The following is a 21,691-nucleotide window of genomic DNA, read 5'->3' on the forward strand; positions in this document are numbered from 1 at the left end:
GCCGCCTAGCCTGAAACGCATGCGTTTTTCTTCCCGACTGATCCTGGCCCTGATGGGGGCCGCCGCCCTGAGTGCCGTGTTGAGCAGTTGCTCCAGTGACCGGATCGTGCAGACCGTGAACGCCACCAACAGCCCGCGCGGCCTGAATGTGGTGCAAAACCAGCGCTACGGCCCGGACACCCGCAACACCATAGACGTGTACGCGCCGCAGGAGGCCCGCAGCGCCCCGGTCGTGCTGTTTATTCACGGTGGGTCGTGGACGGGCGGCGACAAGAGCCAGCACGCTTTCGTGGGCGAGTCGCTGGCCCGCGCCGGGTACGTGACGGGCGTCATGAATTACCGTTTGGCCCCGCAAAACCGTTACCCCACCTACATTCAGGACGCTGCGCTGGCCCTGAAGTGGCTGCGCGACAACGCCGGGAAGTACGGCGGCAACCCGCAGAACGTGTTCGTGGCGGGCCACTCGGCGGGCGGCTTCAACGCCGTGGAGCTGGTGGATAACGCCCGCTGGCTGCGCGAGGTGAATGTCCCCATCTCCAGCATTCGCGGGGTGATCGGGATTGCCGGGCCGTACAGCTACGATTTCCGGGAGTTTTCCAGCCGCAACGCCTTCCCGGAAGAAGGTCTGCCGGACGACATCATGCCGGACCGGCACGTCCGCGCCGACGCGCCCCCGCACCTGCTCCTGGTCGCGGCCAACGACACCACGGTGTATCCACAAAACGCCATCAACATGGAAGCCGCGCTGCAAAAAGCGGGCGCTCAGGTGGAACGCAAGGTGCTGCCGCGCCTCAACCACATCACCATTCTGGGCGCGGTGGCACGGAACCTGACCTTCCTGGGGGGCACGCGGGCCGAGATCATCCAGTTTATCGAGGCCAGGCGCCTGAAGTGACTACCAGGGCCTTCTGAGCGGACTATTCGGCAGCCAGGGAGAAACAGCCTCTTGTTGTGTGGCCCGCCCGACCCCGAATTGCCGCTGTTTCTCGCAGGCGAACGCTCCAGTTCAGGCTGAGGCAAAGGGCACGAGTTGCCGCCAGCTGTGCACGTTCCCGACCTGCACGGTCACGAAGCGCTCCAGCGCTTTCCACAGGGCGGGGCGCTGATCGTCGGGCAGGGGGGCGTCCATGCTGGCCCGCACGGTGCGTTTCACCACGCCGCGCAGGAAATCCAGTGCCTCGGGGGGGTAAGCGGGCAGCGCAGCGCAGTGGCGGCACAGCAGTTGCCCACCCAGCGGATCCGGGTGCTCGGGATCCGGGGTGCCGCAGCGGGCGCAGCGGGCAGTCTGTGGAAGGATGCCGGCCAGGCCCAGCAGTTTGTAGCTCATGACCAGCGCCACCCACTCCGGGTCATGCTGGTGCGAGATGCCGCGCAGTGCCCCGGCGAACAGGTCGTAAGCCTGCTCGCTGAATTCGCCTTCCTGAAACAGGGCGTCCGCGAACTCGGCCATCAGGTGCGCGAAAGCGTAGCGTTCCGGTTCGGCCAGTTTGGGCAGCGCGCCCTCCAGCACTGCCTGTTTCACGCTGGCCAGGTCGTTGCCGGGCGCCTGGTAGACCTGCACACCCACGTTGTGAAACAGGTTCAGGCGGCTGCTCAGGGGGCCTTTCACGCCGCCGCGCGCAATGGCCTTCAGTTTGCCCTGCGGGGTCAGCAGCGTCACGATGATGTCCCCCGCCGGTGTCACCCGGCGACGAATGACGATTCCGCTGCGGTTGGCAGTGCGTGACCTCACGGGGAAAGTCTAAAGGCTGGGAGACACAGGGTCTCGGGCGGGGGCGACAATCTGCGCCGCGCAGCCGCCTTACACTGGAGCACAATGAGCGAGAAGTCCCACACGGCCGCCGATCTGCTGCGGGAACTGTTCCCGGAGTCGCACCGCGAGATTTTTGGTGAGCGTTCCAGCGAGAAGGCCCCCACCCTGGGCCTGTACCCGGTCGCAGACGGGCGGCTGGCGCTAGTTCACGGGGATCAACTGGCAGAATTCACGCCGCTGCCCCCCAAGGGCAATGCGGCCCTGCACTGCGACCTGTGCCACCACACCCGCAGCCGCAGCGAGGCGCACATCTACCGCGTGGTGGTGGCGGCCCGGCGCACGCGTTACCTGACCCTGTGCAGCCCCACCGAGGGATGCCAGCAACGCGCCGGACAGCAGAACCTGGAAGCCCTGGCCGACCGTATTTTTCCCATCGAGACCATTCACGCCGAGTAAGGGAACCAACGGGTGCAGGCTGGCGTAGAGCATTTAGCAAAAGAACGCAGTGCTTTTTGTTCGAGCGGAGCGAGTGAATTCAGACGAGCAGGACAGAGAATGGAGCGCTCTGGGGTGAAGTTCCACAGAGCGCGGAATTCGGAGCACTGCTCTAGTCAGGTCATGAGCCGCCGCGTCTTCGATGCAACCTGGCGTGAGTGTCCACGCTGCCACGTCCATATGAGGGGCTGGCCCATGAGCAGCTGGGGACGCCTGAGAAACGTGCCGGAACGCAACTGGCGCGGCGAACCGGAAAAGGGCCTGGAGCCCTTCATCCTCAGTCCAGGCTGGCTGCTCGACCTGCTCATTTACCTGCTGGTGTGGGGCGCAAGTACGCTCAGCGCCGTGACAGGCGGTCGCCTCCGCAGATTCAGAAAAGCCCACGCTGGTCGATCCCTGAAGGACACGGACTGGATGTGCGCCCAGTGCTTTTACACGGAGGCAGGCCCATGACCCGCCGCGTGCCTGCCCAGGCCTGGCATGAATGCCCCAAATGCGCCTACCCCATGGTGCGCTGGGAAAAGTTCCAGCAGAACCCGGAGCGGGTGTGGGTGGTCTGGAAACCGGAGGAATGGTGGGTGCCCATCCATGTCCTTATTCTGGGCAGCCTGCTGCTGCTGGGCTTTCTGATGCCCTGGGTAGGTGTAGTCCTGTTGGGCGGGCAGCACCGGCGCGGCTTCGTGTTGGCGCTGATAGAGGGCGTCGGCCTGGGCAGCGCTGTGTTGATCGGGTACGTCACTTATCTCCGCCGTCAACGCCGGCGTAAGCGACTGACGGGAAACCTTCAGCCGCTGGACTGGGTATGCGCCAGGTGCCTGCACACCGAGCATGAACAACACTGGGCATGAAGGACACTGAGCATGAACGCCCTGCATGACCTTCCCATGACATGACCGGCCGCTCTCCCCTACGCTGGGCAGGTGGAAGGTGTGCTGCACGAACTGAACCTGATGAAGGGCCTGCTGGCGGCGTTTGCCCTGAGTGGCCTGATCGGCTGGGAACGCGAGCGCCACGGGCACAATGCCGGACTGCGAACGCACATTCTGGTGGGGGTCAGCGCGGCGCTGTTCATCGTGCTGAGCGAGGCGCTGGTGCAGACCTTCGCCGGGCAGGACGACCAGGTGCGCTTCGACGTGATCGGCGTGCTGGGCGCGGTGGTCAGCGGCGTGAGTTTCCTGGGAGCGGGCGCGATCTTCTCCAGCAAACGCGGCGACCAGATGAAAGGCCTGACCACTGCCGCTGGCCTGCTGGCAACGGCGGCGGTCGGGGTGGCGTGCGGCCTGCACCTGTACGTGCTGGCGACGGGCGCCACGCTGCTGTTTCTGTTCACACTGGGGCCACTGAGCCGGGTGGCCGAGGCTGTTCCTCAAAAGCGGCGAGATGAGTAAACCCGCGCCGCCATGCGGCCCCGTGAATAGGATGACGATTCCCTTTCCTTTCTTCAAAGATTGTATACAATATCCAGGATGACCGAGTTCGAGCGTCCTGGCCTGGTGCGTGACGGGGTGTATCAGCACCTGCGCCGCGCCGTGCTGGACGGTGAGTTTTTGCCTGGCGCACGGCTGGGCGAGGTAGAACTGGGGCACCTGCTGGGCGTGTCGCGCACCCCCATCCGCGAGGCGATCATGCGCCTGACGCAGGACGGCCTGCTGGTCGCCGAGGCGAACAAGGGCGTGCGTGTGCGCACCCTGAGCGCCCGGGAAGCGCAGGACACGTACACCGTGCGCGAGGAACTGGATGGCCTGGCCGCCGCGCTGGCCGCGCAGCACCACACGCCGGACGACGCCGGATCGCTCGAAAGCGCCCTGGCACAACTGAACGCCGCCCAGAACACCGACTACCGTGAGCAGACGCGCCTGGACCTCGCCTTTCACCGCGTCATCGCCAGTGCCGCGCACAACGCCGCGCTCAGCGACCTGTCGCGCGACCTGGAACAGCGCATCGCCCTGATCAAGCACCAGACCCGCACATACAACACCCACCCGCAAACCGCGCAGCAGCACGCCGACATCGTGGATGCCGTGCTGCGCCGCGACCCGGTACGCGCCCGCGAAGCCGCCCGGGTGCACGTCCGCACCTTCGCCCGGCTGGTCATTCCCGAACTGGAGCCGGACGCCGCGCCCCGCCAGCATCCGCCACCGCCCCGCCGCGCCACCACCGCCCCCCACCCCCTCTCAGGAGAGAAGAAATGATCGACCAGATTTACCGCAAAGCCGTGCTGACTGTCGCCGGCAATCAGAAAGTCGAGGAACTGGCCCGCGCCCGCATGTGGCCCCTCGCGCAGCGCTTCGTGGCCGGCGAGGACATTTCCAGCGCTGTTCAGGCCGTGAAGGACCTGGAGCAGGACGGCATTCAGGGCAACCTCGACCTGCTCGGCGAGTTCATCGACAGCCCCGCCAGGTGCACCGAATTTGCCGACAACGTCATCCGGCTCATCGAGGCGGCGCACCAGGCCGGTATTACGCCGTATGTCAGCATCAAGCTGAGCAGCGTGGGCCAGGGCAAGCAGGACGCCGGCGAGGATCTGGGCCTGAAAAATGCCCGGCGCATCATCGGCAAGGCCAGCGAGTACGGCGGGTTCGTGTGCCTGGACATGGAAGACCACCCGCGCACCGACATCACCCTCCAGCAGTTCCGCACGCTGGTCGGTGAATTCGGCCACCAGCACGTCGGCACGGTACTGCAAAGCTACCTGTACCGCAGCCTGCAAGACCGCGCCGGACTGGACGACCTGCACCCCAATATCCGCATGGTCAAGGGCGCGTACCTGGAACCCGAAACGGTCGCCTACCCCGACAAGAGCGATGTCGACCAGAACTATCGCCGCCTGGTGTACGCGCACCTGAAAGCGGGGCACTACACCAACGTCGCCACGCACGACGAACAGATCATCGACGACGTGAAACGCTTCGTGCTGGCGCACGGTATTCCCAGGGATCAGTTCGAGTTCCAGATGCTGTACGGCATTCGCCGCGACCTGCAAAAACAACTGGCGCAGGAAGGCTACCGCGTCCGTGCCTATATTCCCTACGGCCGCGACTGGTACGCCTACTTCAGCCGACGGATTGCCGAAACCCCCAGAAACGCTGCCTTCGTCGTGCAGGGGATGCTGAAGGGCTGATGGACTTCCGCGCGCAGGCCACTTTGGATCAGCTTCGCCAGGCCTTTGAAATGGTGCAGCTGGGTAGCGGAGTCAGCCTGCACGAGGCCAACGTGATAGACGACTACGGCACGGCGGAGCAGCGTCGGGCCGCCCGCGCCCTCGACACCGAGCAGCACTGGTGGGAAGTGCCGGACGAGGCCATCGCGCTGGGCTGGGGCTACTGCGCCCTGAGCTTCATGGACGCCCGCGGGCTGCACTACTACCTGCCGGCCTACGCCAGCTGGGTGCTGCGCAGGGGCTTTCAGTCCGACTCGGCCGCCTTCGAACACACCATCTACACGCTGGAATCTCTCCAGGAGCGACCAGGGCAGTTTGTGCTGTTCAACTTCAGTCAGGCTCAGGCCATCCAGGCCTTCTTGCAGTACCTGCTCAGCGTCGACCCCGACGATTCCTGCTTCACCCATCACTATCAGCGGGCACATGCCATCTGGACTGCCCACGCCGAAACCCTCAAGGAGCCCACCCATGATTAAAGTTCAGGAATACCGCCCGCAGAGCTTCATCGACTTTACGAAGGAAGAAAATGTCAAGGCCTACCAGGACGCGCTGAAGAAGATCCGCGCCGAACTGGTCGGGAAGCACTACCCGCTAGTGATCGACGGTGAGCGCGTGGACACGGCCGAGAAGCTGGAGTCCATCAACCCCTGCGATACCAGTGAGGTCGTGGGCACGACCGCGAAGGCCACCGTGGAGGACGCCGAGCGCGCGCTTCAGGGGGCGTGGAAGGCGTTCGAGAGCTGGAAGAAGTGGGACATGGACGCCCGCGCCCGCATTCTGCTGAAGGCCGCGGCGATCCTGAAGCGCCGCCGGCTGGAAGCGTGCGCGCTGATGACCATCGAGGTTGGCAAGAACTACGCCGAGGCCGACGTGGAGGTCGCTGAGGCGATTGACTTCCTGGAGTACTACGCCCGCAGCGCCATGCGCTACAGCGGGTTTGGCAGCGCCGAGACGACCTGGTTCGAAGGTGAGGAGAACGGCCTGATGCACATCCCGCTGGGCGTGGGCGTGAGCATCAGCCCCTGGAACTTCCCGTGCGCGATCTTCATCGGGATGGCGGCCGCGCCGATCGTGGCGGGCAACTGTGTGCTGGTGAAGCCCGCCGAGGACGCCGGGCTGATCGCTGGGTTCATGGTGGACATCATGATCGAGGCGGGCCTGCCGGCCGGGGTGCTTCAGTTCCTGCCCGGCGTCGGGAAGGAGATCGGGGAGTACCTGACGAACCACGCGAAGACGCGCTTCATCACGTTCACGGGGAGCCGCGCGGTGGGGTTGCACATCAACGAGGTGGCCGCGAAGGTGCAGCCCGGCCAGAAGTGGATCAAGCGCGTGATCATGGAGCTGGGCGGCAAGGACGCGCTGATCGTGGATGAGGGCGCGGACATCGAGACGGCCGTGACGGCGGCCGTGCAGGGCGCCTTCGGGTTCAACGGGCAGAAATGCAGCGCCATGAGCCGCCTGATCCTGGTGGACAGTGTGTACGACGAGGTGATGAGCGGGTTCGTGGAGCGCACGAAGGCCCTGAAGATGGGCTGCGGCGAGGAGAACGCGCACGTGACGGCCGTGGTGAACCAGATGAGCTTCGACAAGATCAAGGGCTACCTCGCGACGGCGGGGGATGAGGGTCAGGTCATGCTGGGCGGCGAGGCTCCCGGCGAGTGCGGCGGAAAGAAGGGCCATTACGTGCAGCCGAGCATCATCGGGGACGTGAAGCGCGAGTCGCGTCTGGCGCAGGAGGAGATCTTCGGGCCGGTCGTGTCGGTCATCCGCGCGCGGGACTGGCAGGACGCGCTGGATATCGCCAACAGCACCGAGTACGGCCTGACGGGCGGCGTGATCAGTAGCAGCCGCGAGCACCTGGAGCAGGCCCGCGCGGAGTTCGAGGTGGGGAACCTGTACTTCAACCGCAAGATCACCGGGGCGATCGTGGGTGTGCAGCCGTTCGGCGGGTACAACATGAGCGGCACGGACAGCAAGGCGGGCGGGCCGGACTACCTGGCGAACTTCATGCAGCTCAAGACAGTGACCGAGCGCTGGTAAGACGCCCCGCCGCCCAGACCGGTCTGTTCTTTTACTCACCTCATTGAGAGGAACAGCGCGAGTGCGATTCTGTTTTTAAAACCCCATTTTTAGAGAAGTCAAGCAACTTTGCAGGCGGAAGGTGAAGTCCCTCCGCCTGTTTTCATATGTCTTTTCTGACGAAAAGCTGATGCCGACGAAGTTTGTAGGGTTTATTACACCCACCACAATGTTGTCTAGATAAGCCGGATAATGAGAAGCAGGTGGACATTAGGATTGCGCCCAAGTCCAAAAAAGACCAAAGTTGAACGTCTGGAAATGCCGTCCCTACCAACGTGGGGGGCTACTTCGCGTAGCGACGTGTTCCGGACTCATCCCTCAGGAGACTTCATGACCCGTACCCGCGCTCTATTGGCTGCCACCCTCGCCCTGACCCTCGCTGCCTGTGGGCAGCAGAGCCCCGTGAACACCACGGCCCCCACCACCAACAAGGACGTGGTCGCCAGTGACGCCTACCTCGTCGGGTTTAAAGAGGCCGGGCAGATCAGTGCCCAGAGCCTGCAGCAACAGGCCGCCATGCAGGCCCAGGCCATCACCGCCGCTGGCGGCGTCATGACCAGCCAGTGGGCGGACATCAGCGCCGCCGCCGTGCGCCTCTCGCCCGCCGCGCTGGCCAAACTTCAGGGCAACCCCATGGTGGACTACGTGGAACCCGATCTGGTGCGCACCGCCCAGGGCTTCAAGAGCGGCAGCAGCGACGCCGGCTCCCGCAAAACCAACTTCACCGCTCAGGCCCTGACCACCCCGCCCTACACCGGCAGCGGTGAAACCACCTGGGGCGACAACGCCCTGAAAGTCGAGACGCTACGCACCAGCGGCTACACCGGCGCAGGCGTGGCCGTGTGCATCGGGGATACCGGCATCGACGGCAACCATCCCGAATTCCAGAAAAAACTGAAGGGCTTCAAGAACTTCATCACCACGGAAACCAACCGCAATGACCCGTACCAGCTGAACGACGTGTCCCACCACGGAACGCACGTGTCCGGCACGGTCTTCGCGCAGTACGGCGCCGGCACCGGCGGTAGCGGCACGCTGGAAGGCATGGACGTGAACGGGGTGGGCGGCGTCGCCACCGGCGTGAACCTGTACATGGCGCGCGTGCTGGGCGACACCGGCAGCGGCAGCAGCAGCGGCATCATCAACGGTGTGAACTGGTGCGTCGCCCAGCTGAAAAGCCAGGGCGGCACGGAAGCCAAGGTCGTCATCAGCCTGAGCCTGGGCGGCGGCCGCGCCAGCAAGACCGAGCAGCGGGCCTACACCAGCGCCTGGAAGAAGGGGGCCTTCACCGTGGCGGCCACCGGCAACGACGGCGCCGCCGTGTCCTACCCCGCTGCCTACGACAACGTGGTGGGCATCGGGGCCATCGACAACACCGAAGCCAAGGCGGACTTCAGCAACTTCGGCACACAGGTCGACCTGGTCGCTCCGGGCGTGGACGTGATCAGCAGCGTACCCGTCGGCCAGGGCACCAGGGCCACGGCGTCGGGCGGCGGTGTGAACTTCACCCAGGTGATGTCCGCCGACAAGAGCGCCAAGGCGACCTTCAGCGGCAACGTCGTGAAAGCCGGCGACGGCACAGGCACAGCCGGCGCCAACGAGTTCTGCGGCACGACCAGCCGCAACAGCGCCCTGAGCGGCAACATCGCCCTGATCAGCCGCGGCACCTGCTCCTTCGAGGAGAAAGTCGCCAACGCCGTCGCCAGCGGCGCAAAAGCCGTCATGATCTACAACAACACGGCGGGCGCCTTGGGCACGAGCCTGACCAACAGCTACACCATTCCCGTGGTCGGCATCCTTCAGGCCGACGGCCAGGGCCTGCTGACCAAACTGCCTACCACCGGCACGGTCGCCGTGACGGGCGCGGATTACGACATGTACAACGGCACCAGCATGGCCACCCCGCACGCCAGCGCCGCCGCTGCCGTCGTCTGGGCCGCCAAACCTGGCCTGACCAATGCCCAGCTGCTGAGCCTGCTGACCAGCACCGCCAAGGACCTCGGCACAGCCGGCAAAGACAACAACTTCGGCTACGGCCTGGTCAATCCCCTCAAGGCCATCACCGGACAGTAAGTCCCCGCTTCAGCCTTCTTCCGGGCCGAGCACCGCTTCCTTCAAAGGGGCGGTGTTTTTTCATGGCTGAACCTGGCCGGAAGAAGGCAGGATGGCGCGCAGGGCAGCTTCACTTTCTGGCCTGAGCCAGCAACGTGTCCACCATCAACGCCCCGCCCAGGATGGCCGGCAGGCCGCCGCCCGGATGGACGCCAGTGCCCACCTGCCACAGCCTCTCGCCCAGGCGGTACGGTTGCGGGTGGAGCGGCCCGCCCCGCCAGGAAGGCGCAAACGCGCCGTAAATCGCGCCGCCGGGGTGCCCGCCCGCCGCGTAGTGCAGGGGATCAAGAACTTTGATGTCCAGGGCGCTGTCCAGCAAACCCGGTGCCCCCAGCGTGTTCTCGATGCGCCTGAGTTGCCGCTGTACCCAGGGATGCCCGCAGGTTATTTCGCGGGTAACGGCGGGAACGGTGAGCAGCGCCGCCAGTTTCGGCCCCTCGGCGTGGACGAGGGCCAGGGTGTCCGGCGGCAGTGCTCCGGCCCGGACAGCCCGGCGGAACACCTGAAAATCAGCTGGTGGCAGGACGCTGGTGGCCGGCAACCGGGAGGTGTGCGGCAGGGCAGCGTACAGGGCCAGGCCGCTCACGCTGCGGCGGGCGACGGGCGAAGGGGCCGCCAGACCCCGCAGGCGGGCCAGCCGCTGGGGGTCGATGGCGCTGACGATCAGATCGTGCTCGATCACACGTCCGTTGCCCAGCGTCAAAACGTGGTTGTTCAGGGCTGTGACCTCGTTTCCCTGATGAACGGTCACGCCCCTGGCCCGGGCAAAATCCATCAGGGCGTCCAGCACAGCGCCCATCCCGGCGGCGGGGCGGTACACCTCCTGCCCCACCAGGGCGGGAATCAGGGCGTACAGTGCCGGAGCGTCCTGCGGCGAGACCCCCGCGTTCAGCGCGTGCGTGCGCAGGGCATGCGCCAGTGCAGGCGAAAACTTCTGTGCCTCCAACCAGCTTTCCGCCGTGAGGTGCCGCCCGGTCACGCCGAACAGAGCCCGGCTGGCCCGCAGAAATTCAGGACGGTGCAGTTGCGGCGGGGTGGTCAGCAGGGCCAGCAGGTGCGGCCGCAGCGGCGCGACCTTCAGGCAATACCGCTGCCACTCGGGAAAAAGAGAATGTTCCGGCGCAACGGGCAGCGGCAGGCCTCCGAAAGGCGTGTGGTGGACGCCCAGCCCACCGGGAAGGGGCTGCAAGTCCAGCGGGTCTTCCTGCTGCAACCGCGCCAGAAACGCCCGCCACACCTGCGGGAACGTGAACAGGCTCGGCCCGGTATCGAAGGTCAGCCCACCCACCTGCACGCGCCGGAGTTTCCCCCCCACCAGCTCGCGTTCGTAGACCGTGACCCGGTGGCCCCGCGCGGCAAGCAGGCAGGCCATACTCAGGCCCGCCAGGCCGCCGCCCAGTACGCCGACCGACCGCGCCCCCAGAACCCCCCCTAGAACCCGTGCCACGGCTTCCTGACCAGCAGAGCAACGAGTTGCACGCCCGCCACGGTGCCTACCAGCCAGGGCGTCACGATGCTGAGGGGGTACAGCCGCGCCGCCTGCTGCGGGGTAGAGTTCAGCCACAGACGCAGCGCCATGCCGCCGCACGTAAGCCACAGGGCCAGCGCCGTGACGCGCGACACCGGCCACAGGCAAGCGCCCGCCAGCCCAAACCACGCCAGGGCGTACCCCGCCGTGCCCCGGACACCCAGGGTCGTGGCGACGGTGCGCGTGCCGGCGGCGCGGTCAGCGGGAATGTCCTGCGCGGCATCGAAGGCGTGCTTGCCCACCGCGTAACTCATCAGGGCGCACAGCGGCCACCAAGGCAGCGCGTCGCCGAACACCAGCGCGGGCAGCGCCAGCGGCAGGGCGTAGGCGACGTTGCTCAGGCCATCCAGAAAAGGCTGCGCCTTCAGGCGCAGGGGCGGAACGCTGTAGGCCATGAAAAGCAGCGCGCAGAGCAGCAGCAGCGCGAACGCTCCCGCTGGCAGCAGGAAGGCCAGCAATAGAAACGGCAGGTTCACCAGCAGGGTGGAATGGAGCAGCGGCCGGCCCTCGGCGATGGTGAGCCGCGCCCCCTGCCAGCCCCCCTTGCGGCTGGAACGGGCGTCCTCCTCGCGGTCCGAGAGGTCGTTCAGACCGTAAATCAGCAGGTTGAAAGGCAGGGTCAGGTAGACCAGCAGGGCCAGCAACCGCACGTCCAGTGAAAACAGCCGCCCCGCGAGCCACAGGCCCGTCACCAGGGTGCCCACCGTATTCACCCACAGGGCCGGGCGGGACACCACCAGCAGGCGCGGGAAGGGCAAAAGGGGCAAAGGCATGCGGCCCGAATTGTAGAGGGTCAGGCGAGCGGCGTTAAGGGTGTTTTTTCCCGCCGCTGCGCGCTACTGCCTTTTCAGCCAGCCGGCCAGCCAGGGGAGTTTGCGCTCCACCTTCTCGCCCATGCCGCCCCAGTAGCGTTTCGACCAGCCTTCCAGGTTGCGCTGCTTGCCGCGGGCCACGGCCATTGCCCCTTCGGGAATGTCGTCGTGGACGGCGCTGCCAGCGGCAATGAAGGCGGCGTCGCCCACCGTGCGCGGGGCGATGATGGTGCTGTTGCTGCCGATGAATACGCCCGCGCCGACCTTGCTCTGATGTTTGTTCACGCCGTCGAAGTTGGCGATGATGGTGCCGGCGCCGACGTTCGTCTCCGTGCCGATGGTCACGTCTCCCAGGTACGCGAGGTGTCCGGCCTTGACGCCCGTGTCCAGCTTCGCGTTCTTGGTTTCCACGAAATTCCCGATGTGAACCCCAGCCCCCAGCACACTGCCGGGGCGCAGGCGGGCGAAGGGGCCGACATCGCTGCCTGCCCCGACCTCGGCGCCTTCCAGCACGCTGTGGGGTTTCACGTTAACGCCTTCGCCCAGCACGCAGTCGGTGACGACCGAGTACGCGCCCACCGTCACGTTGTCGGCAATGCTTGTCTGGCCGCGCAGAATGACGCCCGGTTCCAGGGTCACGTCGCGCCCGATGGTCACGGTGTCCTCGATGAACACGGTGTCCGGCGCCGGGATGGCCACGCCGCCCCGCAGGTGCTGCTCGTTGATGCGCTGGCGAAAGATTCCTTCCAGCTTTGCCAGGCCCACGCGGTCGTTCGCGCCCAGCACCTCGTCCGGGTCGGCGAGCTTGAAGGCCCGCACGTGGGCCCCTTCACCCCGGTACAGGCCCAGCAGGTCGGTCAGGTAGTATTCGCCGGCCTTGTTGTCGTTCGTGATGCGTCGGGCCAGTTCGCTGGCCTGCGCGTCGAACACGTAAACGCCGCTGTTGAACTCGCCGATTGAGCGCTCGGTCTCGCTGGCGTCCTTCTGCTCCACGATGCGCTCGACATCGCCCTGCTCGCCGCGCACGATGCGGCCGTACCCGGTGGCGTCCGGCAATTCGCCGGTCAGCACGGTCATGGCGCTCTGGCGCTCGCGGTGGTCGGCCAGCAGGTCACGCAGCGTCTCGGCGCGCAGCAGGGGCGTGTCACCGTACAGCACCAGAATGTCGGCGTCCCGCTCGCTGAGCGCCGCCACGCCGCTCAGGAAGGCGTCCCCGGTGCCCAGTTGCTTTTCCTGACGGGCAAACGCCACGCCCGGCTGCTGCACTTTCGCCTCGACCTGCTCCGCGCCGTGCCCGGTCACCACCACGATGTTCCGTGCCCCGAGTTCCTGCGCGGCCTTCACGGCCCACGCGACCATCGGGCGCCCCGCCACGGAATGAATGACTTTGGGGAGGGCCGATTTCATTCGTGTTCCCTGTCCCGCCGCAAGAATGACCACGTCCAACGGACGATTTTGTTCTGTCATGGATTTCACCTTTAATACAGTGTAGGACACACGGTCAGCTTGAAGTGAGGTGTTTGCATGAGAGCAGCGCCCAATTTTTCAAACGTGTCCAGTAAAGGTAAACCACACCCGGTCAGGCCGCCACGGCAAAGCGTGCAGCAGATGCAGGGCGCCCGGCTCGGCGCTGTCCAGTTCCGCTGCGAGTTCCGTCACCCCGGCGCGGCCTGCGGCCTGAATGGCCAGCCCCGTCAAGGCCAGCGTCAGAGGCGCACCCAATGACGCAAACTCCTTCGTCACGCCAAACCAGCCCAGCATGGGCAAAGGCTGATCCAGCCGCACGCTGGAAACGCCCGCCAGCACACCACCCTTTCGCGCCAGGTAAAGCCACCCGGGAACGAGGTCGTCCCCCAGGAAATCATCGGCGTCCAGCACGCCCGCCTGCGCGGGATCATGTTCGTGCGAGTGCAGGTAGACCTGCTCATGCAAGCGCGCCAACTCTTCCACGCCGTCTGGCAAGGCAGTCATGGGCAACAGTTCAAAACCCAGCGCCTGTGCTTCCCTGGCCCACTTTGCGACCTCATTTGGGGCCACGTCCGAGGGTCTCAGCGTCGGTTCATGCGTCTCCACGGTCAACGCCAGACCACGCGCCCGCTGGAAACGCACGCCCGCCAACTGTGAAGCGTAGGTTTTCACCTTCACCGAACCGGAGATGTCGCGCGTGACCGCCTGCCACAGCGCCAACCCTATTCCCTGCTCGCGGAACAGCGGGTGAACATGCACGCCCACGTAAGCATGCGTGGGATGCAAAGCACTCTGCCAGGTGAGCGCGTACCCGACCAGCCGACCATTGACCTCGGCCACCACGCCGGGACGACGCCCGCTCCCGTGATAGGCGACCGCGCCCTCCTCAGCCTTCCATACGATCTGCAACAGCTCCTGCACTGCCGGGAGGTCGGCTGCCCGCGTGGGCCGGAAGGTCAGCACGCTTTCTCCTTAACACGGGTGCGGCAGCGTTCAGAGCAGTACCTGACGTTCTCCCAGTCGCGCGCCCACTTCTTGCGCCACGTGAAAGGCAGACCGCACACCGGGCAGATTTTTGTGGGCCGTTCACCCGGCCTGCGCCCCTGCCCGAAGCCCTTCGGTTCTCTGCTCATAGGTGATTTAGGCGCGCAACGACTAGCTGCGCCAGTGCTGCGGGCGTAGAGGCGGCACTGTCCACTTCCAGGTCATACTGCACGCCCTTATGCACGACTGCGGCCTGTTGCCGGTGCATTCCGGTCACGCGGTCTCCCCGTGCCTGCTCGCGGGCCTCGCCCAGTTCGACCGGGCAATGAACACCCACCCACAGCACCCGCAGGTCAAACAGAGCCTCCTGCCAGTGGGCCTGAGCCGCCGGCCCACCCAGAAAAACATCGTCGATGATGACGTTGACGCCGCAGCGGGCCGTGTGAGCCACGCCTTGCATCCATGCTTTTTCAGCGGCGCGAAAGGCCGGGCCTACCCTCACCTGCCCGTCATCGCTGAACTCAATGCCTTCCGGCGAGGTCAAACGCGGCGGCAGAGCGCGAATCAGGTCATCCACGCCACAGAGCAACCACGTCTCCGACAACGCGTTCTGCAAAGCGCGGCCCAGTGTGCTTTTCCCTGAACTGGACGCGCCATTTAACACAATGACCTGAACTCTGCTCACCACTTCCCGCTTAGGCCTTCACATTCACGATGGTGACGCCGTGTCCGCCCTGATTGGCTTCGGCGTCATGGAACGAATCGACGTTCTTGTCGGTTTTCAGGTAGTCGCGCAGGGTGCGCCGCAGCACGCCCATGCCTTTGCCGTGAACGACGCGGAGTTGCTTTTCGCGCAGGGCGCGGGCCTCGGCGATGGCGGCGCGCAGTTCCTCCACGGCTTCCTCGACGCCCAGGCCGCGCAGTTGCAACTCGTTGTCGAAGCGGCTGGGGGCTGTACCGACGAAACTGGGGCGTGGGCCTTTCATTTTCGGTTCGGGAACGAGGCGCACGTCGCGGCGTTTCACGCCGACTTTCATGACGCCCAGTTGCACCACCAGGTCGTCGCCCCGCATTTCCAGCACCTGCCCCTGCGCGTTGTACGCGGGAACGTCCACCTTGTTGCCCACCCGAATGGGGTCGCCCCGCTCCTCACGCACGATGGGGGCCGGTCGCGCCCTCTGCGCGGCGGTGCGCAGTTCGCGGAGTTCCTGCATGACGCGCGGGCGGGCGCCGTCCTCCTGGGCGCGGGAACGCAGCGTGCGCACACGCTCTACCGCGTCGGCGTACAGGCTCTCGGCCTTCTGCGCGGCTTCGGCCAGCATCTCATTCTTGCGAACTTCCAGCGTTTCGCGTTCCTGCCGGGCGCGGCCCGCTTCAGCTTCGGCCTCCCGGCGGGCAGTGGTGGCCACCTCCAGTTCACGGGCCAGGTCGGCGCGTTCGCGTTCCAGGCCCTCCAGCATGCGCTCCATCAGGCCGGCGTCGGTGCCCAGAATACTTTCGGCGCGGGCCAGCACGTCTTTGGGCAGGCCCATGCGGTCGGCGATCGCCAGCGCGTAACTGCGCCCCGGCTGGCCCACCTGCAAGTGAAAGGTGGGGGCCAGCGTATCCACCTCGAAGCCCATGCTCGCGTTCTTCAGGCCCGGCGTTTCCAGCGCGAACAGCTTCAAGGGCGCCAGGTGACTGGTGATGACCCCGCGGGCATTCTGCGCCAGCAACTGCTCGATGAGGCTCTGGGCCAGCGCCGCGCCCTCGTTCGGGTCGGTGCCGCTGCCCAGCTCGTCAATGAGCACCAAAGTGTCGGGGGCCGCGTGGCGCAACACGTAGCGCAGGTGTTTCAGGTGCGAGGCGAAGGTGGACAGACTGGCCTCGATGCTCTGCTCGTCGCCGATGTCCACCAGAATGTCCCGCACCACCGGGAGTTTCGCCGAGGCCGCCGCCACGAACATCCCGCACTGGTGCATCAGCACGGCCAGGCCCAGCGTTTTGAGGGTCGCGGTCTTGCCGCCCATGTTCGGCCCGGTGATCAGCAGCAGCTTCGTCTCGCCGAGCTGGAGGTCATTCGGCACGGGGTTCTCGATCAGCGGGTGACGCCCCTCGCGCACGTCGTACACGCCGCCGCGGCTTTCCTCGGGGCGGTTGAGGTGCCAGTCGCGGGCCAGTTTCGCCTTGCTGGCGATCAGGTCCAGTTCGCCGACGGTGGCCAGGGTCATGGGCACGTCCGCGTCCTGCGCCAGCAGGCCGGTCAGTTCAATAAGAATCCGCCTGACTTCGGCTTCTTCATCCAGAATCAGACGGGTGAGTTCGTTGTTCAGCTGCGTGATCGCGGCGGGTTCCACGAAGTAGGTCTGCCCTGTGGCAGAGGAATCCACGATGATGCCCTGCACGCTTCCCACGCGCGAAGCGAGCACCGGCAGCACGTACCGGTCACGGCGAATGGTGACCAGGTGCTCCTGCAAGACCTCCGACCACTGTTCCAGCGTGTTGGTGAGCTTGTCGCGGATGCGTCCGCGCAGGGGCTCGATGCGTCGGCGCAGGTCGCGCAACTTGTGGCTGGCGTCATCGCGCACGTTGCCTTCACGGTCAAGCGATGAGAGAACCCGCCGCACCAGTTCCGAGTGGTCGCCCAGGCCCAGCGCCACCTCGCGCAGCGGCCCACGCGAATTGGCGTTGATGGCGCGTTTCACGGTCATGGCCCCGTCCAGCGAGTAAGCCGCGTTCAGGAGTTCCGGTCCGGTCAGGACGCGCCCCTCCTGCGAACGGGCGTGAATGTCACGAATGTCATAAATGCCGCCCAGGCTGAGGATCACGCCGAACAGGGCGTCCTCCACCTCATCCAGTTCACGGGCAATGCGCCCCCCGTCATCCGAGGGCAACAAAGCCAGGGCGCGTTCACGGCCCAGCGTCGTGGCGCTGCGCTCCGCCAGGGCCGCCGTGACACGCGGAAAATCAAGAGCAGAAAGAGCACGGGAATCGAAAGCCATCTTGGTAAGAAGAATAAGCGAACGCCGGAAAAATAACGTGCGTCAAGTGGCTTAGAAATTCTGGTGACAATTGGTTTCAGGGCGACTGAACGCCGGCTCAGGCCGAAGCCGGTAGGGTAAGGCCATGAGAAAGGTTCTGCTTTTACTGGCCTGGAATCTGGGTGTCGTGGCGTCCGCGGGTGGACGGGAGCCGCCTGCCGGAACTGGCCTGAACGCCGCGCCCCTGGGCCGGGTGGTGGAGGTGCAGCAGGTGCCGGGCGTGCCGGTCGACGAGGCGGCGGGCACATTTTTCAACTTCCCTGCCCATACCCGCCTGGTGCTGAACAGACCCGGCGAACGCTGGAAGGCGAGTTACACGGGTGACCAGCCGCCGGCGTACATCGCGCTGTATCCGGTCGATGCTCTCCTTGGACAGTTCCCGCAGCGGGGGCCGAACACCATGTACCGCGAGGTCGTCAAGCGGCTCAATGCCCTGCGCAACCTGCAACCCGCCGAAAAGCTCGCCCGCCCTCTGCCCTATTTTCCCGTACCAAACGCTTTTCAGGCGGTCAGCGGCGCGGCCAGGGTGATCCGCACCCCCACCTTCAGAGGCGTGCGTTACCTGACCATCCACTCGCAGGAAGCCGGGGTGCGCTTTCCACGGGAAGCGGTGGAATACACCTTCCAGGGCTTGACGACGGATGGCAGAACCCTGATTTCCATGCACGTGCCTTACCCCGTAGCTGCACTGCCGTCCCGTGCCGCCCTGGACACCGCGAAAGCCTGGGCACTCGCCCCCTACCCCGGCACCCTGGACAGCCCTGAGGGCCGCGCCTTCAAGAAGCGGAATGCCGACTACCTGGCCGATCTACAACGCACCTTCGACGCCCAGGACACCGCACGCCAGATGCTAGCGCTGGACAGGGCACTGGAAAGTCTGCGGGTGCGATAACCCAAGCCTGTTACCCTGAACGCATGAAACTGGCCGAAGCCCTGATTGAACGCGCTGACTTGCAGAAGCGGGCGGCGCAACTGGAAGAACGCCTGGTGCAGAACATGCAGGTGCAGGAGGGTCAGGAGCCTTCGGAAGACCCGCGGCAGTTGCTTCAGGAATTCCTGGGGGTGGTGGCTACGTTGGATGGCTTACTTCCCCGTATCCACCGGGCGAACCTGAGCGCGACTCTGGCAGCAGGACTGACCTTGACCGACGCCCTGGCGCGGCGGGACATGCTGGACTTGCGCCTGAAAGTGCTGCGCCGGGCAGCGGCAGCCGCGTCGGAACGGCAGATCAGGTACAGCAACAGCGAGGTGAAGATGATCGCCGTGATTCCCGCCCGTGACCTGCAAAAGCAGGTGGACGCGCTGGCGAAGGAACGCCGGGAACTGGAAACGCAGATTCAGCAGGCCAACTGGCTGACGGAACTGCCGGAATAAACGCCACCGTTGATATGCTGGTGCGGGGCGCGTGGCCCTGGTGTGGGCGGAAGCCTACCTCGCAGCGGGGAGAAGGCTGCACTCCTTGAGGTGACGTTGGGGCGGCGTCTCGGGTTCGACTCCCGATCTTTCACAGGGCAGGCCCAGCACGCTTCACCCTTCACCCGTCACTGTTCACCACTCACCACCACGGTTTCGACACGCCGCACGCGCCCCGCATTTTTACTTCAGACCGCTCCGGGAGGGGCGGTTTTTCATGATCTGTGGAGCATGGGGCCTTCAGTGTATGTTCACGCGGGGCAGGGTGAGGCCGGCAACGCCAGCAGAATGAGGGGCATGAAGCACAGGGTTCTGGTGACGGGGGCGTCGGGGTTCGTGGGGAAGGGGGTGGTGGCCGAGTTGCTGCGGCGCGGTCACACGGTGTACGCCGGCTCGCGCGGCGGCGAGGCGGTCGGGGCAGCGCAGGGGCTGAAACTGGACGTGACCGACCCCGGCAGCGTGGGGCGGGCGGTGGGGCTGGTTGACCCGACGGCGGTGGTGCACCTGGTCGGGATTATTCAGGAGAAGGGCGAGCAGACTTTTCAGCGGGTGCATGTGGAGGGAACGCGGAATGTGCTGGCGGCTGTTCCGCGTTCGGCGCGTTACGTTCATATGAGCGCCCTGGGTGCAGATCGCACGAGCAAAAGTCTTTACAGTGCATCGAAAGGTGAGGCCGAGGAACTCGTGAAACAAAGCGGCCTGGCCTGGACGATCTTCCGGCCCAGTCTGATTTTTGGCATTGGAGACGATTTTTTCGGGAGAGTGCTGAAGGAACTGGTGTCGGTTGCGCCGGTCGTGCCGCAGATCGGGAACGGCTCCTTTCCGTTCCGGCCCGTGAGCATCGAGGACGTGGCGCAGGCGTTCGCGGGGGCGCTGGAACACCCGGAAACGGCAGGAGAGAGTTACGACCTGACAGGGCCGCAGGAATTTACCTTCCGCGAGTTGCTGGAGCTGGAGTTGAAGGCTTTGGGCAAGCAGAAACCCATTCTGCCAGTGCCATTACCCCTGATGGACGTGGCCGTGCCGCTGATGCAGCTTCTCCCCAATCCGCCCATCACGAAAGACCAGTACGCCATGCTGAAAGCCGGGAATACCGCCTCCAACGACCCGGCCCGCGTGATGTTTAACCTGCCCATGCTGGGGCTGGCAGACAGGTTGCCACAGATCGTGAAAGGTTGAGGTTGTCCGGCGTACCGCGCGCGTCCTTTTTCCCTTATTCCTTTTCGTCGTAGTGGTGCAGCAGGGCCGCTTCGGGGTCGCCGACCGAGTGGTGGTGGCGCACCACCAGCTGGGCCACGCGGGGGCGGCCTCCGGCGTGCGCGATGAGCTGGGCGCCCAGTTCGGGGTGCGCGGCGCGGATGCCGATGGCCCCGATGGGGGGCAGGATATGCGCGATCCGGTTGGGAATCAGGCCGACCAGCACGCGCTCGACGATGTTGTACCGGCGCACGCTTTTGCCGCTGTCGTGCAGCAGGGCGGCGGCGATCAGTTCGGGACTGGGATTCTTCTGTTCGCGCAGCAGATGGCGGGTGACGCGACAGGCATGTTCGCGGTCGCGGGCGTCCATACCCAGGTAGATGCGTTGCTCGCCGGGCGTCAGGTACGTCTGCGCCCAGAAGTCGTCGGGGTGGGCGTCCTCTTCCCGGAAGCTGCGGCTCAGGCGGGCCATTTTGCCCATGTACCCGCTGGCCTTTCTGGTCAGGCGTTCGAGCAGGCTCAGGTGCAGCATGCCTCCAGCCTAATAGAAAATCCGCGCCAGCGACAGTTGCGCGGGCGCGAGTTCAGGAAAACCGAAAGGTAATACTCCTCTGAAAAAGAGAACGGATAACCATTCTCTTTTTCCGAACAACGTGAGTAATGCGGCCCCGGCTCAATCGGCGGCGGTGGTTGCTTCTTCCCCGGCGACTTCCAGAGCGGCGAGGCTGCGCTCGACGGTCATGGCCGCGCGGGTGCCGGCGCCCACACTGGTGGCCAGCTGGCGGTACACGTAGTCGCTGACGTCCCCGGCGGCGAACAGCATGGGGACGTTGGTGTAGATTTCGTCGGTAACATCCACGTAGCCGTCGTCACGCAGCTTCACCACGTCCTTCACGAATTCGGTATTGGGCACGTGCCCGATGAAGATAAAGACGCCGTCGGTGGGAAAAGCCGTGACTTCACCGGTCTTGAGGTTCTTCAGTTGCACGCCGGTCACGTGATCCTGGCCCTGGATTTCCTCGACGGCGGTGTCCCAGATGAACTTCATCTTGGGGTTGGAAAAGGCGCGGGCCTGGGCGACCTTGTTGGCGCGCAGGGTGTCGCGGCGGTGAATCAGGGTCACCTCGTCGGCAAACTTGGTCAGGAACAGCCCTTCCTCGACGGCAGCGTCCCCACCGCCCACCACCACGACTTTCTTGCCACGGTAGAAGAAACCGTCGCAGGTGGCGCAGGTGCTGACGCCCTTGCCCCAGAAGTGCTCCTCGCCAGGTACGCCGAGTTTCTTGGGGTTGGCGCCGGTGGCGAGCACCACTGCTTTGGCCCGGTACTCGCCGCTGTACCCCTTCACGGTAAAGGGATAGTGCGTGTCGTACTCGTCCTTGGTGACGCTCTGCACCTCGTCCATCTCGATTTTGCCGCCGAACTTCTCGGCCTGCTGCTGCATACGGCTGGCCAGTTCCATGCCGGGGATGGGATCCGGGAAACCGGGGTAATTCTCGACTTCCTCGGTCTGGGCGATCTGGCCGCCGGGCAGGCCTTTTTCCAGAATCAGGGTGCTGAGGCTGGCGCGGCCGGTGTAGATGGCAGCGGTCAGTCCGGCGGGCCCACCGCCGATGATGACGACGTCATAGGTCTGGGTGTTGGGGGTCTGGCTCATGGGTCAAGCGTAGC

At 65.4% G+C, this 21,691-nt stretch carries 23 protein-coding genes; 13 read left to right on the plus strand and 10 right to left on the minus strand.

Translation table 11 applies throughout. From position 1 onward, the window contains the following. Nucleotides 1-19: 19 nt before the first annotated feature. A complete protein-coding gene (locus tag E5Z01_RS03735) occupies nt 20-895 on the plus strand; it encodes an alpha/beta hydrolase (RefSeq protein ID WP_135228149.1) in 876 nt (291 codons plus the stop codon). Between the two features lie 111 nt (nt 896-1,006). Here the strand turns inward: E5Z01_RS03735 and recO are convergent, their stop codons facing one another. Then, on the minus strand, nt 1,007-1,732 hold the full coding sequence (gene recO / locus E5Z01_RS03740) for a DNA repair protein RecO (RefSeq protein ID WP_135228150.1): 726 nt from the start codon (nt 1,730-1,732) through the stop codon (nt 1,007-1,009). 84 nt (nt 1,733-1,816) lie between these two features. Here recO and E5Z01_RS03745 point away from each other — a divergent pair, with 84 nt between their 5' ends. The 9 genes from E5Z01_RS03745 (at nt 1,817) to E5Z01_RS03790 (ending at nt 9,560) form a co-directional block, all read left to right on the plus strand. Continuing rightward, nucleotides 1,817-2,209 (plus strand): hypothetical protein, encoded by a 393-nt coding sequence (locus tag E5Z01_RS03745; RefSeq protein WP_119765704.1) that lies wholly within the window; start codon nt 1,817-1,819, stop codon nt 2,207-2,209. 234 nt (nt 2,210-2,443) lie between these two features. Beyond that, a complete protein-coding gene (locus E5Z01_RS03755; protein ID WP_135228151.1) occupies nt 2,444-2,701 on the plus strand; it encodes a hypothetical protein in 258 nt (85 codons plus the stop codon). Further along, complete coding sequence (locus E5Z01_RS03760; RefSeq protein ID WP_135228152.1) at nt 2,698-3,096, plus strand: hypothetical protein; 399 nt, start codon at nt 2,698-2,700, stop codon at nt 3,094-3,096. Before E5Z01_RS03755 ends, E5Z01_RS03760 begins: the two co-directional genes overlap by 4 nt. A 72-nt stretch (nt 3,097-3,168) precedes the next feature. Continuing rightward, nucleotides 3,169-3,636: an MgtC/SapB family protein gene (locus E5Z01_RS03765; protein WP_135228153.1), complete on the plus strand. Its 468-nt coding sequence runs from the start codon at nt 3,169-3,171 to the stop codon at nt 3,634-3,636. Nucleotides 3,637-3,714: 78 nt separating this feature from the next. Next, a complete protein-coding gene (locus E5Z01_RS03770) occupies nt 3,715-4,440 on the plus strand; it encodes a GntR family transcriptional regulator (protein WP_135228154.1) in 726 nt (241 codons plus the stop codon). Continuing rightward, nucleotides 4,437-5,369, plus strand: a complete 933-nt coding sequence (locus E5Z01_RS03775) for a proline dehydrogenase family protein (RefSeq protein ID WP_135228155.1) — start codon at nt 4,437-4,439, stop codon at nt 5,367-5,369. Before E5Z01_RS03770 ends, E5Z01_RS03775 begins: the two co-directional genes overlap by 4 nt. Further along, entirely contained in the window at nt 5,369-5,884 is a 516-nt protein-coding gene (locus E5Z01_RS03780) for a DUF6714 family protein (protein WP_135228156.1), read from the plus strand. Before E5Z01_RS03775 ends, E5Z01_RS03780 begins: the two co-directional genes overlap by 1 nt. Next, nucleotides 5,877-7,448, plus strand: coding sequence for an L-glutamate gamma-semialdehyde dehydrogenase (gene pruA / locus E5Z01_RS03785; protein ID WP_135228157.1), 1,572 nt, complete (start codon nt 5,877-5,879; stop codon nt 7,446-7,448). Before E5Z01_RS03780 ends, pruA begins: the two co-directional genes overlap by 8 nt. Before the next feature lie 369 nt (nt 7,449-7,817). After that, nucleotides 7,818-9,560: a S8 family serine peptidase gene (locus tag E5Z01_RS03790; RefSeq protein ID WP_135228158.1), complete on the plus strand. Its 1,743-nt coding sequence runs from the start codon at nt 7,818-7,820 to the stop codon at nt 9,558-9,560. Between the two features lie 109 nt (nt 9,561-9,669). On the opposite strand, the gene E5Z01_RS03795 is transcribed toward E5Z01_RS03790, so the two are convergent. The 7 genes from E5Z01_RS03795 to E5Z01_RS03825 form a co-directional block, all read right to left on the minus strand. After that, nucleotides 9,670-11,046, minus strand: coding sequence for a phytoene desaturase family protein (locus tag E5Z01_RS03795; protein WP_276321224.1), 1,377 nt, complete (start codon nt 11,044-11,046; stop codon nt 9,670-9,672). Then, on the minus strand, nt 11,031-11,900 hold the full coding sequence (locus E5Z01_RS03800; protein WP_135228159.1) for a UbiA family prenyltransferase: 870 nt from the start codon (nt 11,898-11,900) through the stop codon (nt 11,031-11,033). The genes E5Z01_RS03795 and E5Z01_RS03800 overlap by 16 nt, the downstream gene beginning before the upstream one ends. A gap of 63 nt (nt 11,901-11,963) precedes the next feature. Next, nucleotides 11,964-13,406, minus strand: a complete 1,443-nt coding sequence (gene glmU / locus E5Z01_RS03805; RefSeq protein WP_167757754.1) for a bifunctional UDP-N-acetylglucosamine diphosphorylase/glucosamine-1-phosphate N-acetyltransferase GlmU — start codon at nt 13,404-13,406, stop codon at nt 11,964-11,966. A 78-nt stretch (nt 13,407-13,484) separates the two neighbouring features. Continuing rightward, the gene (locus tag E5Z01_RS03810; protein WP_135228161.1) at nt 13,485-14,369 is read right to left on the minus strand and encodes a GNAT family N-acetyltransferase; all 885 of its coding nucleotides are present in this window, start codon (nt 14,367-14,369) and stop codon (nt 13,485-13,487) included. Beyond that, entirely contained in the window at nt 14,363-14,539 is a 177-nt protein-coding gene (locus tag E5Z01_RS03815; protein WP_135228162.1) for a DUF2256 domain-containing protein, read from the minus strand. Before E5Z01_RS03815 ends, E5Z01_RS03810 begins: the two co-directional genes overlap by 7 nt. Then, the gene (locus E5Z01_RS03820) at nt 14,536-15,078 is read right to left on the minus strand and encodes a chloramphenicol phosphotransferase CPT family protein (protein ID WP_338069129.1); all 543 of its coding nucleotides are present in this window, start codon (nt 15,076-15,078) and stop codon (nt 14,536-14,538) included. Before E5Z01_RS03820 ends, E5Z01_RS03815 begins: the two co-directional genes overlap by 4 nt. 7 nt (nt 15,079-15,085) lie before the next feature. Continuing rightward, nucleotides 15,086-17,371, minus strand: coding sequence for an endonuclease MutS2 (locus E5Z01_RS03825; RefSeq protein WP_170311947.1), 2,286 nt, complete (start codon nt 17,369-17,371; stop codon nt 15,086-15,088). A gap of 124 nt (nt 17,372-17,495) precedes the next feature. Here E5Z01_RS03825 and E5Z01_RS03830 point away from each other — a divergent pair, with 124 nt between their 5' ends. The 3 genes from E5Z01_RS03830 (at nt 17,496) to E5Z01_RS03840 (ending at nt 20,002) form a co-directional block, all read left to right on the plus strand. After that, entirely contained in the window at nt 17,496-18,302 is an 807-nt protein-coding gene (locus tag E5Z01_RS03830) for a hypothetical protein (protein WP_135228165.1), read from the plus strand. Between the two features lie 23 nt (nt 18,303-18,325). After that, nucleotides 18,326-18,784: a DIP1984 family protein gene (locus tag E5Z01_RS03835; RefSeq protein WP_135228166.1), complete on the plus strand. Its 459-nt coding sequence runs from the start codon at nt 18,326-18,328 to the stop codon at nt 18,782-18,784. A gap of 327 nt (nt 18,785-19,111) precedes the next feature. Then, nucleotides 19,112-20,002, plus strand: a complete 891-nt coding sequence (locus E5Z01_RS03840; protein ID WP_135228234.1) for a complex I NDUFA9 subunit family protein — start codon at nt 19,112-19,114, stop codon at nt 20,000-20,002. 34 nt (nt 20,003-20,036) lie between these two features. On the opposite strand, the gene E5Z01_RS03845 is transcribed toward E5Z01_RS03840, so the two are convergent. Then, a complete protein-coding gene (locus E5Z01_RS03845; RefSeq protein WP_135228167.1) occupies nt 20,037-20,552 on the minus strand; it encodes an HD domain-containing protein in 516 nt (171 codons plus the stop codon). Nucleotides 20,553-20,693: 141 nt separating this feature from the next. Next, a complete protein-coding gene (gene trxB, locus E5Z01_RS03850) occupies nt 20,694-21,677 on the minus strand; it encodes a thioredoxin-disulfide reductase (RefSeq protein ID WP_135228168.1) in 984 nt (327 codons plus the stop codon). Nucleotides 21,678-21,691: the final 14 nt, after the last annotated feature.

Origin of the sequence: Deinococcus fonticola, from assembly GCF_004634215.1 — a bacterium.
GTDB lineage: Bacteria > Deinococcota > Deinococci > Deinococcales > Deinococcaceae > Deinococcus > Deinococcus fonticola.